At 72.3% G+C, this 14,366-nt stretch carries 14 protein-coding genes; 7 read left to right on the forward strand and 7 right to left on the reverse strand.

The genetic code is table 11. The features are described 5' to 3' along the window. The first annotated feature begins 287 nt into the window (after positions 1–287). A complete protein-coding gene (gene gltS / locus LRX76_RS04670) occupies positions 288–1,502 on the forward strand; it encodes a sodium/glutamate symporter (protein WP_231802551.1) in 1,215 nt (404 codons plus the stop codon). Positions 1,503–1,539: 37 nt separating this feature from the next. Here gltS and LRX76_RS04675 read toward each other — a convergent pair whose 3' ends face one another. Next, entirely contained in the window at positions 1,540–2,079 is a 540-nt protein-coding gene (locus LRX76_RS04675; protein ID WP_231802553.1) for a DUF924 family protein, read from the reverse strand. A gap of 171 nt (positions 2,080–2,250) precedes the next feature. On the opposite strand from LRX76_RS04675, the gene LRX76_RS04680 reads away from it, so the two are divergent. The 5 genes from LRX76_RS04680 (at position 2,251) to LRX76_RS04700 (ending at position 7,312) form a co-directional block, all read left to right on the forward strand. After that, positions 2,251–3,648: an amidohydrolase gene (locus LRX76_RS04680; protein ID WP_231802555.1), complete on the forward strand. Its 1,398-nt coding sequence runs from the start codon at positions 2,251–2,253 to the stop codon at positions 3,646–3,648. 107 nt (positions 3,649–3,755) lie between these two features. Next, entirely contained in the window at positions 3,756–4,997 is a 1,242-nt protein-coding gene (locus LRX76_RS04685; RefSeq protein ID WP_231802557.1) for an amidohydrolase family protein, read from the forward strand. 280 nt (positions 4,998–5,277) lie between these two features. Then, positions 5,278–5,904 (forward strand): DsbA family protein, encoded by a 627-nt coding sequence (locus tag LRX76_RS04690; protein WP_231802559.1) that lies wholly within the window; start codon positions 5,278–5,280, stop codon positions 5,902–5,904. 50 nt (positions 5,905–5,954) lie between these two features. Then, entirely contained in the window at positions 5,955–6,896 is a 942-nt protein-coding gene (locus LRX76_RS04695) for a DegV family protein (RefSeq protein ID WP_231802561.1), read from the forward strand. A gap of 77 nt (positions 6,897–6,973) precedes the next feature. Continuing rightward, positions 6,974–7,312, forward strand: coding sequence for a hypothetical protein (locus LRX76_RS04700; protein ID WP_231802563.1), 339 nt, complete (start codon positions 6,974–6,976; stop codon positions 7,310–7,312). A 30-nt stretch (positions 7,313–7,342) separates the two neighbouring features. Here the strand turns inward: LRX76_RS04700 and LRX76_RS04705 are convergent, their stop codons facing one another. Both LRX76_RS04705 and LRX76_RS04710 read right to left on the reverse strand, forming a co-directional pair. Beyond that, positions 7,343–8,260: a DMT family transporter gene (locus LRX76_RS04705; protein WP_231802565.1), complete on the reverse strand. Its 918-nt coding sequence runs from the start codon at positions 8,258–8,260 to the stop codon at positions 7,343–7,345. A gap of 220 nt (positions 8,261–8,480) precedes the next feature. Then, positions 8,481–9,275 (reverse strand): PhzF family phenazine biosynthesis protein, encoded by a 795-nt coding sequence (locus LRX76_RS04710; RefSeq protein ID WP_231802567.1) that lies wholly within the window; start codon positions 9,273–9,275, stop codon positions 8,481–8,483. 123 nt (positions 9,276–9,398) lie between these two features. Between LRX76_RS04710 and LRX76_RS04715 the strand changes: the two genes are divergently transcribed. Further along, positions 9,399–10,802, forward strand: a complete 1,404-nt coding sequence (locus LRX76_RS04715) for a PLP-dependent aminotransferase family protein (protein WP_231802569.1) — start codon at positions 9,399–9,401, stop codon at positions 10,800–10,802. A 427-nt stretch (positions 10,803–11,229) separates the two neighbouring features. On the opposite strand, the gene fghA is transcribed toward LRX76_RS04715, so the two are convergent. The 4 genes from fghA to LRX76_RS04735 form a co-directional block, all read right to left on the reverse strand. Further along, positions 11,230–12,057, reverse strand: coding sequence for an S-formylglutathione hydrolase (gene fghA / locus LRX76_RS04720; RefSeq protein WP_231802667.1), 828 nt, complete (start codon positions 12,055–12,057; stop codon positions 11,230–11,232). Between the two features lie 333 nt (positions 12,058–12,390). Next, positions 12,391–12,735 (reverse strand): YqcC family protein, encoded by a 345-nt coding sequence (locus tag LRX76_RS04725; RefSeq protein ID WP_231802571.1) that lies wholly within the window; start codon positions 12,733–12,735, stop codon positions 12,391–12,393. 9 nt (positions 12,736–12,744) lie between these two features. Further along, positions 12,745–13,854, reverse strand: a complete 1,110-nt coding sequence (locus LRX76_RS04730) for an S-(hydroxymethyl)glutathione dehydrogenase/class III alcohol dehydrogenase (protein ID WP_231802573.1) — start codon at positions 13,852–13,854, stop codon at positions 12,745–12,747. Positions 13,855–13,912: 58 nt separating this feature from the next. Beyond that, positions 13,913–14,188 carry a metal/formaldehyde-sensitive transcriptional repressor gene (locus LRX76_RS04735; protein ID WP_231802575.1) on the reverse strand — a complete coding sequence of 92 codons (276 nt, stop codon included), beginning with the start codon at positions 14,186–14,188 and terminating at the stop codon, positions 13,913–13,915. Positions 14,189–14,366: the final 178 nt, after the last annotated feature.

The raw sequence follows: 14,366 nt of genomic DNA on the forward strand, positions 1-14,366 counted from the left end.
AAGCGGTCGAAGGGGGCCACCTGCGCGCCACCGGCTCGCGGCCGGCGAACGCTCCAGGGCCGTGCCTCCGGGCCGGACGGGATGGGATGGGAAGCACGGCATTCGCCGCGGTTGCCGATCGCCCGGGCATCGATGGCTCGTTGCCGGGCGAGCACGGCGATCGCAGCCCTGCCCGCGCAAGGCAGCGCACGACATCCGCGCTCGACCGCTTGCGCCGGCGCTCACGACGCACGCATCCTGCACACCCCCGCCGGGCCCTCCACACCGCCGATTCCGGACACGACGCCATGCCGCCGCTCCAGCTCGAAGCCTTCACCAGCTTCACCCTGGCCATCCTGCTGCTGTTCGCCGGCAAGGGCCTGCTCGCGCGCGTGGAACTGCTGCGCCGCTACAGCATCCCCGAGGCCCTGGTCGGCGGCACGCTCTGCGCCGCGGTGGTGTGCGCGCTGTACTACGGCGCCGGCCTGAGCGTCGCCTTCGAGCTCGGTGCGCGCGACATCCTGCTGCTGTACTTCTTTGCCGCCATCGGCCTGAACACCGACGTGCGCACGCTGGCCGCCGGCGGCCGCTCGCTGGCGATACTGGCGGCGCTGGCGATCGGCTTCATGGTGCTGCAGAACCTGGTCGGCATGGGCGTGGCCGGCGCGTTCGGCATGGACCCGCGCGCCGGGCTGATGGTCGGCTCGGTCTCGCTCACGGGGGGCGTCGGCACCACCCTGGCCTGGAGTTCCCACTTCGTCGACACCCTCGGCATCGCCGGCGCGCAGGAACTGGGACTGGCGGCCAACATGATCGGCCTGATCGCCGCGTGCACGATCGGCGGTCCGATCGCCGGCATCCTGATGCGCCGGCACCGGGTACGGCCGTCCGGCAAGGCCGACCTGGAACTGGGCGCGCTGCACGGCGACACGCCGGGCACCGCGCTCGACTACCACGGCTTCCTGCTGGCGCTGTTCTGGCTCAACCTCACGCTGATGCTGGGCCGCGGCATCGGCGCGGCGATCGCGACCACCTCGGTCACCCTGCCCGACTTCGTCGGCTGCCTGATCGCCGGCATCGTGCTGCGCGCCGTCGCCGACACCGCGGCGCCGGACGGGCGCGGGCGCATGTGGAACCGCCCGCTGATGCAGCCCGGGCTGGCGCTGATCGGCGACATCTGCCTGGGCATGTTCCTGACCATGGCGCTGATGGGACTGCGCCTGTGGGAACTGCAGCCGGTGCTGGGCTTCATCGCGGTGGTGATGGCGCTGCAGATCGCCCTGGTGGTCGCCTTCGTGCTGCTGGTGGTGTTCCGGGCGATGGGACGGGACTACGAGGCGGCGGTGATGTGCGCCGGCTTCGGCGGGATCGCGCTGGGCTCCACCGCCACCGCGATCGCCAACATGACCGCGGTGACGCGCGAGTACGGCGCCGCCGCGCGCGCCTTCGTCGTGGTGCCGCTGGTGTGCGGATTCTTCATCGACCTGGCCAATGCGCTGGTGATCGGGGTGATGGCGCGCTGAGCCGGCAGCGCCTGGATGCCGAGGCGGCCGCTGCGCCTCAGCCGGCGAATCCGCCCTCGTCGAGGAAGCGCTGCTCGGCCGCCGTGGTCTGGCGGCCGAGCGCGGGATTGCGATGCGGGAAGCGGCCGAAGCGCTCGATGATGTCCTGGTGCTGCAGCGCCCATTCGTCGGCCCCGGGATCGGGCAGGCGGCGGTGCAGCGCCACCGACAGCGCCTGGTCGGCCGGGTCCTCCGAGTGCTCGAACGGCAGGTAGAAGAACACCCGCAGCGCCGGCTCCGCCTGCGCGTCGAAGCCGGCATCGAGCGCGCGCCGCGCGTAGTGCCGTGCCAGGCCGTCGGTGGCATAGGCGTGCGCGCTGCCGCGGAAGCAGTTGCGCGGGAACTGGTCGAGCAGGATCAGCAGCGCCAGCGCGCCCTCGGCGCTGTCCATCCAGTCCTCGTACTCGCGGCGGGCGGCGGCATGGTGGGCATCGAGGAAGTGCTGGCGGAAGTTCGCATCGAACGACTCGTTGCGCGCGAACCAGCGCTGCGGGCCGGCGTTGCGCCAGAATTCCAGGACGTTGTCTGCAAGCTTCATGGTCATCCTCGTGGTTGCCTTGCCGCGCGTGCTCGCCGCAAGCATGCGCGATATCGAACGATGGCGCCCGCGGCGACGCATCACGCCCCGGCCGGCGCGGCCCTTGGCAAGCGCGGCCGCGGCCGTTAGCGTGGAAGGGTATCCGCCATCCATCGCGACCCGGGGAAATCGATGCGTCATCTGTTGCTTGCCGGCCTGGCCGGCGCCCTGCTGTGCGGGCCGGCCGCGGCCGCCTCGCGCTTCGTGCAGGACCCCTATCCCAGCACCTACCGGCCGCTGGCCTCCGGCCCGGTACTGATCGAGCACGCCACCGTGCTGACCGGCACCGGGCAGCGCCTGGACGAGGCCGACGTGCTGCTGCAGGGCGGCCGCATCGTCGCGGTCGGGCCGGCGCTGCAGGCACCGGCCGGGGCGACGCGGGTGGACGGCCGCGGCAAATGGGTCACCCCCGGCATCATCGACGTGCACTCGCACCTGGGCGTGTATCCGAGTCCCGGCGTCAAGGCGCACAGCGACGGCAACGAGATGACCGCGCCGGTCACCGCCAACGTCTGGGCCGAGCATTCGGTGTGGCCGCAAGACCCCGGATTCCTCACCGCGCTGGCCGGCGGCGTCACCTCGCTGCAGGTGCTGCCGGGCTCGGCCAACCTGGTCGGCGGCCGCGGCGTCACCCTGAAGAACGTGCCGGCCACCACCTACCAGGCGATGAAGTTCCCCGGCGCGCCGTGGGGCCTGAAGATGGCCTGCGGCGAGAACCCCAAGCGCGTCTACGGGCAGAAGGGCGGCCCGGCCACGCGCATGGGCAACGTCGCCGGCTACCGCGCCGCCTTCATCGACGCCAGCGAGTACCTGCGCAAGAACACCCCGGCCAAGCCGGCGCAGAAGAAGCGCTGGTGGGGCCGCGGCGGCGACAACGACAGTTCCGGCGACAGCGGCGGCAAGCGCGATCTCAAGCTCGACACCCTGGCCGGCGCCATCGACGGCGACATCCGCGTGCACATCCACTGCTACCGCGCCGACGAGATGGCCACCATGCTCGACCTGGCCAGGGAGTTCGGCTTCAAGGTCGCCGCCTTCCACCACGGCGTGGAGGCCTACAAGATCGCCGACCGGCTCGCCGCCGAGGGCGTGTGCGGTGCGCTGTGGGCCGACTGGTGGGGCTTCAAGATGGAGGCCTTCGACGGCATCCAGGAGAACATCGCGCTGGTCGACCGCCCCGCCAACAGCTGCGCGATCGTGCATTCGGATTCGGAGGAAGGCATCCAGCGGCTCAACCAGGAGGCGGCCAAGACGATGGCCGCGGCCCGCCAGGCCGGCATCGACATCGCCCCGGAACGGGCGATCCGCTGGCTCACCGGCAACGCCGCCAAGGCGCTGGGCATCGAGCAGCAGACCGGCACCCTGGAGGCCGGCAAGATGGCCGACGTGGTGGTGTGGAACGGCAACCCGTTCGGCTCCTACGCGCTGGCCGAGAAGGTCTACATCGACGGCGCCCAGGTCTACGACCGCCACGACCGCCGGCTGCAGCCGGTGTCGGACTTCATGCTCGGCCAGGGAGGTGCGCCGTGAGCCGCCTCGCCCTCGTCCGTCGCCGCCGCGAAGACGCGAACCCACGGCAACGCCGCCGGGTCCCCGCCCCCGCCTTCGCTGGGGGCAGGCTCTTCGCGGGGACGGCGATGTTGCTGCTGTCGCTGTTGTCGGCCGGCCACGCCGCCGCCCAGGATGTGCTGATCCGCGACGCCACCGTCCATACCGCCACCGCCCGGGGCACGCTGCAGCATGCCGACGTGCTGGTGCAGGGCGGGATCGTGCGCGCGGTCGGTGCCGGCCTGGCGGCGCCGGCCGGCACCGCCGTGGTCGAGGCCAACGGCCGTGCGCTGACCCCGGCGCTGTTCGGCGGCATCACCGAGATCGGCATCGAGGAAGTCTCCGGCGAGGACAGCACGGTCGACAGCGCGGTCAGGCTGGAGGAACAGCCGATGCGCCCGGAGTTCGACGCCACCCTGGCCTACAACCCCGATTCGGTGCTGCTGCCGGTGGCGCGGGTCGGCGGCATCGGCTTCACCGTGCTCGGCGCCACCACCGGCGGCGCCTTCATCGCCGGCCAGGGCGGCGTGGTGCGGCTGGACGGCAGCGCCGATCCGATCGGCCCGCGGGCGCTGTTCGTGCGCCTGGGCGCGGGCGCCTCCGAACTCACCGGCAACTCGCGCGCGGCGCAATGGATGCTGCTGGACCAGTTGCTGGCCGAGGCGCGCGGACGGGTGCCGGCCGACTCCCCGCACGCGCTGCTGACCCCGGCCGGGCGCGCGGTGCTGGCGCGCTACCTGGCCGGCCAGGGCCGCATCGTGGTGCAGGTGGACCGCGCCGCCGACATCCGCCAGCTGCTGCGCTGGGCGCAGCGCGAGCGGGTACGCATCGCCATCGCCGGCGGCGTCGAGGCGTGGAAGCTGGCGCCGCAGATCGCCCAGGCGCAGGTGCCGGTGCTGGTCGATGCGCTGGCCGACCTGCCGGGCAACTTCGACCAGATCGGCGCCACCCTGGAGAACGCGGCGCGGCTGCGCGCGGCCGGGGTGCAGGTCAGCTTCACCCAGAGCGGCGACGCCTCGCACAACGCGCGCAAGCTGCGCCAGCTGGCCGGCAACGCGGTGGCCAACGGCCTGCCGTGGGAAGACGGGCTGGCCGGGCTGACCCGGGTGCCGGCGGAGATCTTCGGCGTGGCCGACCGCATCGGCAGCATCGCCGCGGGCAGGCAGGCCGACCTGGTGCTGTGGGACGGCGACCCGCTCGACGTCGGCCATGCCGCCGTCGCGATGTGGCTGGACGGACGGGCGATCCCGATGCGTTCGCGCCAGACCGAGCTGCGCGACCGCTACCTGCGCCAGGCCGGGCCGCTTCCGCGGGCGTACCCGCAGCCCTGAGCCGCCGACGCCGGCGTCTGCCTTGCCCGTCGTCCCGCGCCTCACGCAGTGCCCAGGCTGTCGTGAGGCGCCTCGGCCGCGGAAAGCCGCAAGGACGACGATCGAGCGCACGGCAAATGGCTGGCCCGGGAAGACTGCGCGAGCCACCCGCCCGCCCGGCCGCACCCGCGCCGTTGCCGTCCACCGGCCCCGCCGTTGCGCCGCCGCGCTTCGCCGCAGCGCGGCATGCCTGCACCGCGCCGGACGGCTAGGCTGTCTGCCCGCCCTCCGCCCCGCCGCCATGCAACTGCGCTGGTACTTCGACTTCGTCTCGCCGTTCTCCTACCTGCACTGGCACAGGCTGCAGGCGCTGCCGCAGTTCGCGCGGATCGAGCCGGTACCGATCGTGTTCGGCGCGGTGCTGCGCGAACGCGGCATCCGCGGACCGGCCGAGATCCCGCACAAGCGGGTGTTCACCTACCGCCAGGCGCTGTGGCAGGCCCGCGGCGACGGCGTGGCGATGCGGTTCCCGCCGGCGCATCCGTTCAGCCCGCTGGCGGCGCTGCGGCTGTGCATCGCCGCCGGCACCACGCCGCGGGCGATCACCGCCGTGTTCGACCACATCTGGCGCGACGGCCACGACGGCAGCGATGCCAACGGCCTGGCGGCGGTGGCCGCCGCGCTGGGCATCGACGACGTCGCCGCCGCCATCGCCGAGCCAGCGGTCAAGGCGCGATTGCAAGCCAACACCGATGCCGCGCTCGCCGCCGGCGTGTTCGGCGTGCCGACGCTGGACATCGACGGCGAACTCTTCTGGGGCAACGACATGCACGGACTGATGCGGGCCGTGCTGGACGACCCGCGGCTGCTGCACGACGGCGAGATGGCGCGCCTGGCGGCGTTGCCCGAGGGCATCGCGCGCTCCTAGCGTCATCGGTCTTTTTTCGGACAAGGCGCTCAGCGCCGGAGGGGGCAACGATGCGTATCGGGATAGTGGTGGATTCGGCCTGCGACCTGCCGCGGGACTTCATCGAGCGCCACCGCATCGTGCTGTTGCCGATCAGCGTGCGCATCGGCGAGACAGTGCTGGCCGACCACCGCGACGAGCAGGCCACGCTCGGCTTCCTGCAGGCGCAGGTGGCCGAGCACGGCGCCGCGGCGGAGACGATCGCATTCACCGCCCCGCAGATCCGCGAGCTGTTCCTGCAGCGGCTGGTGATCGACTACGACCACGTGTTCTGCATGACGATCACCCGCACCCGCAGCCCGATCTTCGACAACGCCACCCAGGCCAGTTTCGGCATCCTCAACGACTACAAGCCGATCCGCCAGGCGGCCGGCTTCAACACCCCGTTCGCGCTGCGGGTGATCGACACCCGCAACCTGTTCGCGGCGCAGGCGGTATCGGCGGTGGAGGCGGTGCGCATGCGCGCGGCCGGCGCCAGCGTGCAGGCCATCCGCGAGCGCCTGGAGCAGCTGGCCGACAACGTGCACGGCTACATGATCAGCCGCGACCTGTACTACCTGCGTGCGCGCGCCCGCGCCAAGGGCGATCGCAGCGTCGGCCTGCTGAGCGCGGCGCTGGGCTCGGCCCTGGACATCAAGCCGGTGCTGCACGGCTACCGCGGCGACACCGCGCCGGTGGCCAGGATCAAGGGCTTCGACAACGCGGCGGCCAGGCTGTTCGAGTTCGTCGGCAGGCGCGTGTCGGCCGGGCTGATGACGCCGACGCTGTGCGTGAGCTACGGCGGCGACCTGGAAGAGCTGCGCGCCCTGCCCGGCTATGCCGAACTGCGCCTGGCATGCGGCGAGAACGGGGTGGAGGTGTTCGAGAGCGTGATGAGCCTGACCGGCATGGTCAACGTCGGCAAGGGCGCGATCGTGCTGGGTTTCGCCGACGCCGCGCACGCCTTCCCGTGAGCCGGCGCGACGATCCTGCACGCACGGATCACCGCATCTGCTGCTAGGCTTTGCCGCAGTTCACCAGGGACACCACGATGGCCGTCAGCTACTTCATCAGCCTCCCCGATCCTTCCCGCGCACGCGGCGGCGACCCGGCACTGAGCTTCACCGCCAATGGCGCCGGCGCCTTCGCCGAACAGCTGCAGCACGCGCTCGCCGACCCGGCGTGGTTCGAGCGCTGGCGCAACGGCCAGCCCGACCCGGACGAGGTGGACCCCGCGCTGGGCGTCACCGACGCCGGGGCGAACGTCACCGGCAGCCAGGACGACCTGCGCATCAACCTGGTCGCCACCACCTCGATCCCCGGCGAGATCCTCAGGCACCGCATGAGCCTGCTGGCCGGCAACGGCTGGGAGCTGCGCAACGTGCGCTGAGCCGGCCTCGCGCCGCGCGGCCGCCGCGCTTCATCCGGCGTCGGCAGCGGCTGGCGCCGGGCCGCGCCGCGGCAGGCGCCACTTCAGGTTCACCCCCAGCGTGCCCAGCACGATCAGCACCAGCCCGGCGACCTGCACCACGGCCAGGCGATGGCCGTAGACCAGGTAGTCCAGCAGCAGCACCACCAGCGGATAGACGAAGGCCACGACCGCGATCGTGGCCACCGGCAGATGCCGGTAGGCCGAGTAGAACAGCACGTAGACGATGCCGCTGTGGACCACGCCCAGCCCCAGCAGCCACGCCCAGTGGCCGCCGACATGGAACACGCCGCTGCTGGAGAAGCCGGCCAGCATCGCCACGCCGACCCAGCACTGCACCGTCACCACCGCGAACGGCCGCTGCCGCGCCGCCCGCCGCGACAGCAGCAGCGAGGCGCCGCACAGCAGCGCGGCCAGCAGCGCCAGGCCGATGCCGGCCAGGTAGGATGCATCGGCGCGGGCGAGAATCCGCAGCGGATCGGCCGACAGCGCCACGCCCACGAACGCCAGCACGGTCCAGCCGACATCGGCCGCACGCGTGCGCTCGCCCTGGAACAGCGCCGCCAGGATCAGCATCACGAACGGGAAGCAGTGGTAGACCAGGGTCGCCACGCCGATCGACGAGCGCTCCATGCCGGCGAACAGCGCCACCCAGTTCAGCACCAGCAGCACGCCGCTCAGCACCGCGCCGCGCAGCAGCACCGCATCGCCCGCGACGCCGCGCAGATGGCCGCGCGCCAGTCCCCAGGCCAGCAGGAACAGCCCGCCGAACAGGCAGCGGTAGAACACCGCGGTGACCGCATCCTGCCCGCTCTCGTGCACGAACACGCCGACCGAGCCGATCAGCACCTCGCCCAGCAGCAGTTGCCACAGCGCGGCACGCGCGGTGCCGCGATCGGAAACACTCATCGGTACGACTCCTTTACGAAAGACCGGCTCGTTCGCAGACTCCGGGGGCCTCGATCTCCCCCACCGCATGACGCGGGAAGGCCATGGGGCGGACTTCAGTGCGCCGCACGGCCCGCCATCGGCGCCGAGCCCGCGAAATGCGGACACCGCGGACAATCCCCGCGCGGCGCCGTCCTGCGCGGCGGCACCGGCGGACGGGAGCCGGGGACGGAAGCGACGCTCATACCTCGATGTGGCCTTGCAGGTACTGCACGGTGCTGCCGGCCACATGCACCCGCTCGCCCTCGACGCGGCAGCGCAGCAGGCCCGAGCGTGCCGAGGCCTGCAACGCGACCAGTTCGCCGCGCCCCAGCCGCGCGGCCCAGTACGGCACCAGCGCGGCATGGATCGAGCCGGTCACCGGGTCCTCGCTGCCGCCGTTGGCCGGCCAGAAGTAGCGCGAGACGAAATCGTGGTCCCGGCCCGGTGCGGTGACCGCCACGTCCAGCGGGGCGAGCGCCTTCAACCGTTCCAGGTCGGGCACCACGTCGCGTACCTGGCGTTCGTCGGCGTACACCGCGATGTACGCCTGCCGGTTGCGCAGCACCTGCTGCGGCGCGATCGACAGCCCGGCCAGCAGCGCGTCCGGTACGGTATCGAGCGCTTGCGGCGCGAGGTTGGGAAAGCTCATCTCGAAACCCTCGCCGTCGGCCAATCGCGAGACGTACAGCTCGCCCACCGCGGCGGCTCGCACGCTGATCGGGAAGGGCGCCAGCCCGCGGCGGGCGATGACGTGCGCGCTGGCCAGGGTGGCGTGGCCGCAGAAGGCGACCTCGGTCAGCGGCGAGAACCAGCGGATGGCGAACGCGCCATCGGCCTCGCGGCGCACGAACGCGGTCTCGGACAGGTTGTTCTCGGCGGCGATCGCCTGCATCGACGCTGCCGGCAGCCATTCCTCCAGCACCACCACCGCGGCGGGGTTGCCGCCGAAGCGTTCGCGGGTAAAGGCATCGACGATATCGATCGGGAGTCGCATGGCGCAGGTCCGGGGGGAGCGAAGTCCGGCGGCGTGCCGGCAAGCACAGACTAGGCGGGCATGGCGCAAGCGGTACAGGGTCAGTTATCTTGAAAATCGACCGATACAGATCCCTTGGCCCGCATGCTGCTCTACGAATCCCTTGCCGCGCAGCTGCGCGAACAGATCGCCGCCGGCGTGCTGCGCGCCGGCGAGCGGCTGCCCTCGATCCGGCGTCTGGCGCTGGCGCACGGCGTCAGCGCCGCCACCGCGGTGCAGGCCTGCCTGCAGCTGGAACGCGAGGGACTGGCGCTGGCGCGGCCGCGCTCGGGCTACTTCGTGCGTGCGCAGCCGCCGGCGCCGCTCAGCCCGGTGCCGCGCCGGCGGGTGCCGCGCACGGTCAGCAACCCGGCGCTGCACGAGGTGATCGACATGCTGTCGCGGCGCGACCTGCTGCCGCTGCATGCCGCCGTGCCGGCCCCGGAGCTGCTGCCCGGCACCGCGCTGGCGGCGGCGCTGGCGAGGGCGCTGCGGCGCAACCGGACCCAGGCGCTGGACTACGCCCCGGCGCAGGGGCATCCGCCGCTGCGGCGGCTGATCGCGCAGCGCTACGCGCAGCTGGCGACCGCGGTGAGCCCGGACGAGGTCGTCATCACCGCCGGCGCGATGGAGGCGATCACCCTGGCGCTGCGCAGCATCGCCGCGCCCGGCGACGTGGTGCTGGTGGAGACCCCGACCTACCACGGCATCCTGCAGGCGGTGGCGGCGCTGCGGCTGAAGGTGGTGGAGCTGCCGCACCGGCCCGGCGGCGGCCTCGACCTGGCCCGGCTCGATGCGGTGCTGCAGGACGCGCCGGTGCGGGCGGCGGTGCTGGTGCCGAACTTCCACAACCCGCTGGGCAGCGTCGCCAGCGATGCCGACAAGCAGGCGCTGCTGGCCCGCTGCGCGCGCCACGGCACGGTGGTGATCGAGGACGACGTCTACGGCGAGCTGGCGTGGTCGGGACAGCGCCCGGCGCCGCTGCGGCACTTCGACTGCCACGGCCTGGTGATCACCTGCGGCTCGTTCTCCAAGACGCTGGCGCCGGGGCTGCGCACCGGCTGGCTGCTCGGCGGCGAATGGACCGATGCGCTGGTGCGCGCCAAGTACCACTCCACGGTCGGCAGCCCGGCGCTGCCGCAACTGGCGCTGGCCGACTACCTGCAACGCCACGACCAGGAACGCCACCTGCGCCGGCTGCGGCGCGCGCTGGCCGACAACGCCCGGCGCCTGCGCGCCGGCATCGAGCGCCACTGGCCGCAGGCCACGCGCTGCAGCGATCCGAGCGGCGGCCTGTCGCTGTGGCTGCAGTTGCCGCCCGGCGGCGACGGCACCGCGCTGTTCGAGGCCGCACTGGCCGAGGGCATCGGCATCTCGCCCGGGCAGCTGTTCTCCAGCCGCGGCGACTACCGCGACCACCTGCGCCTGAGCTGTGGCCTGCCGTGGGACGAACACCTGGAACGGGCGCTGCGCCGGCTCGGCCAACTGGCCGCCGCGCAGGTGGCGTAGGGCGGGCCTGGGCGCGCCATCGCAGACACCGCCAAGGCCGCCCATTCCTGTACCTGTAGGAGCGACTTCAGTCGCGATGAGGCCTTCCCGGTAGAACCCCATCGCGACTGAAGTCGCTCCTGCGGGGAGGAGGCGCGGCGCAGGCCGGCCCCATGCGGCCGACGCGCGGGGATGCCCGGGTTCGTGCGGCGGCGGGGCGTGGCTCCCGCCGCGCGCCATGCCGCGCCAGGCCACAGGCTGGGCCTTGGCCCGCCGCCGCGGAACCTGCCGTGAGCGCCGAGATGACGGACCAGTGGCACACGGGCAACGATGGAGGCCCGGACTGCCTGTGGCACGCGACGTGGGCGCCGCGCGGCCGGCCTGGGCCCGCCCCACGCCAGCGCAGGAACGGCGGGCGGCGGTCCCGGCCTACGGCGCCATGCCGCGCTCAGCGCAGCGCGGCGGCGTGGTGGGCGATGTGCTCGCCGATGAAGCTGGCGATGAAGTAGTAGCTGTGGTCGTAGCCGGGCTGCAGCCGCAGCGTGATCGGGTAGCCGGCCGCCGTCGCCGCGGCGGCGAACAGCTGCGGCCGGAGCTGGCCGTCGAGGAACTCGTCGGCCTCGCCCTGGTCGATCAGCAGCGGCAGGCGTTCGGACGCCGATGCCACCAGCTCGGTCGCGTCGTACTGCTTCCACGCCTCGCGGTCCTCGCCCAGGTAGGCGGCGAACGCCTTCTCGCCCCAGGGCACCTGGCTCGGGGCGACGATCGGCGCGAACGCGGACACGCTGCGATAGCGGCCCGGATTCTTCAGCGCGATCACCAGCGCGCCGTGCCCGCCCATCGAGTGCCCGCTGATGGCGCGCGCCGCGGTCGCCGGAAAGTGCGCCTCCACCAGCGCCGGCAGCTCGTTAGCCACGTAGTGGTACATGCGGTAGTGCTCGGCCCAGGGCTGCTGCGTGGCATCGACGTAGAAGCCGGCGCCCTGGCCCAGGTCGTAGCCCTCGGCATCGGCCACGCCGTCGCCGCGCGGACTGGTGTCCGGTGCCACCAGGATCACCCCGTGCTCGGCCGCGTAGCGCTGCGCGCCGGCCTTGGTGATGAAGTTCTGCTCGTTGCAGGTCAGGCCCGACAGCCAGTACAGCACCGGCAGCCGGCCGGCCTGCGCCTGCGGCGGCAGGTAGACGGCAAAGCGCATCTGGCAGCCCAGCGTGGCCGAACGGTGCGACCACACCTCCTGGCGGCCGCCGCAACAGGCATGCGATTCGACCCGTTCCAGGCCTTCGGCGGCGCCGGCGGGCGCCGGCGCGTCGGTGCCGGCCGCTTCGGCTTCGCCGTCCTGGTGCTTGATCTGGTAGATCAGGACGCCGTGGATCTCCATGTCGTCCGCCTTGCGCACCCGCCGCGACCAGAGGCGGTGGAACACCGCGTCCAGCACGTCGGCCGGGCCGCGCGCGATCACGTCATCGATGACGGCCTCGCCCCCTCCTTCCGGAAAGATCAGGTCGAAATCCTCGTCGTCGATCTGGAAGACGTCGTAGACGTTGTTCTGTGCACCATCGATGACCTGGATGTTCTTCATGTCGGAAAGCCTTGTCGTGGGCGCACAGGATCATCGCGCGCCGTTGTTGATGTCGTCGTCCAGCCGCGCCAGCAGCCGCAGCAGCGGACCGGTGCCGGGCTGGCCATCGAGGTTGCGGCCGGCGGCGACCGCGACCTCGCTGCGCGGCGGCCAGCGGCCGCTGCGCCGCGCCTGCTGCAGCCGCGGCAGGAACACCCTGGCCAGCCAGTGCTCGAACGGCATCTCGCCGGCGCCGAATGCCGAATCCACCCGCAGCGGTTCGCCGACCTCGCCCTGCACCCAGCCCAACTCGCGCAGCGCCTGCTCGATGCCGTCCACCAGCGCCTCGCGCGCCTGCGGCGCGCCGGATCCGCGGAAGCGGTCGAGCAGGCGCATGCGATTATCTCAGTAATGGACCACCGAACGGATCGACTTGCCCTCGTGCATCAGCTCGAAGGCATGGTTGATGTCGTCCAGCGGCATGGTGTGGGTGACGAACGGCGCCAGTTCGATGTCGCCGGCCATCGCGTCCTCGACCATGCCCGGCAGCTGGCTGCGACCCTTCACGCCGCCGAACGCGGTGCCCAGCCACTTGCGGCCGGTGACCAGCTGGAACGGGCGCGTGCTGATCTCCTGCCCGGCGCCGGCGACGCCGATGACCACCGACTGGCCCCAGCCGCGGTGCGCGCATTCCAGCGCCGCGCGCATCACGTTGACGTTGCCGATGCACTCGAAGCTGTGGTCCACGCCCCAGCCGGTCATCTCCACGATCACCTGCTGGATCGGCGCGTCGTGCTCCTTCGGGTTGACGCAGTCGGTGGCGCCGAACTGGCGCGCCAGCTCGAACTTGGACGGGTTGGTGTCCACCGCGATGATGCGCCCGGCCCTGGCCTGGCGCGCGCCCTGGATCACCGCCAGCCCGATCCCGCCGAGGCCGAACACCGCCACCGAGTCGCCCTCGGCCACCTTGGCGGTGTTGTGCACGGCGCCGATCCCGGTGGTCACGCCGCAGCCGAGCAGGCACACGTGCTCCGGGTTGGCCCCGGGATTGATCTTCGCCAGCGATACCTCGACGACGACCGTGTACTCGCTGAAGGTCGAACAGCCCATGTAGTGGTAGACCGGCTCGCCGTTGTAGGAGAAGCGCGAGGTGCCGTCGGGCATCACGCCCTTGCCCTGGGTGGCGCGCACCGCCACGCACAGGTTGGTCTTGCCCGACTTGCAGAACAGGCACTCGCCGCACTCGGCGGTATACAGCGGGATCACGTGGTCGCCCGGCTTGACCGAGGTCACGCCCTCGCCGACCTCGACCACCACGCCCGCGCCCTCGTGGCCGAGCACGGCCGGGAACAGGCCTTCCGGATCGTCGCCGGACAGGGTGAAGGCATCGGTGTGGCAGACGCCGGTATGGGTGATCTTCACCAGCACCTCGCCGGCCCTGGGCGGGGCGACGTCGATCTCGACGATCTGCAAGGGCTGGCCGGGACCGAAGGCGACGGCGGCGCGTGATTTCATGCGGTTCTCCTGCGTAAAGCGTGCCGGCGGCGCCGGGCGGATTGGGGTGGAAGAGCGATCACTTGAGGTAGGAACGGACCAGCGCGGCCATCTCGTCGACGCGGGCGGCGCGCTGCGCATCGGAGGCGGCCGGCTGGCCGAACTCCTCGCGGATGTGCGCCTCCATCACCTCCGACATCAGCCCGTCGACCGCGCCGCGGATGGCGGCGATCTGCTGCAGCACCGGCGCACAGGCGGCACCGGCCTCCAGCGCGCGATCGAGCGCGTCGCACTGGCCGCGGATGCGGCGCACGCGCGCCAGCACGCGCTTCTTTTCCTGCGGCGAATGCGGCACGCCCGCCTCCGGTTACCATACTGGGGTAGAGTATATTTTCGAAGCGCGGGAAATGAAAGCGCAGGCCGCGAACGCCGGCCCGGAAGCGCTGCGAGCCGCTGCGGCGTATCCGGAGGTGCCGTGCCCGCCGGAGTCATGCCGGCGTCACATGCCGCGCCTACCCTCGCCGGGTTCACGG

The sequence above is a fragment of the Stenotrophomonas sp. MMGLT7 genome, assembly GCF_021168555.1.
Classification (GTDB): Bacteria; Pseudomonadota; Gammaproteobacteria; order Xanthomonadales; family Xanthomonadaceae; genus MMGLT7.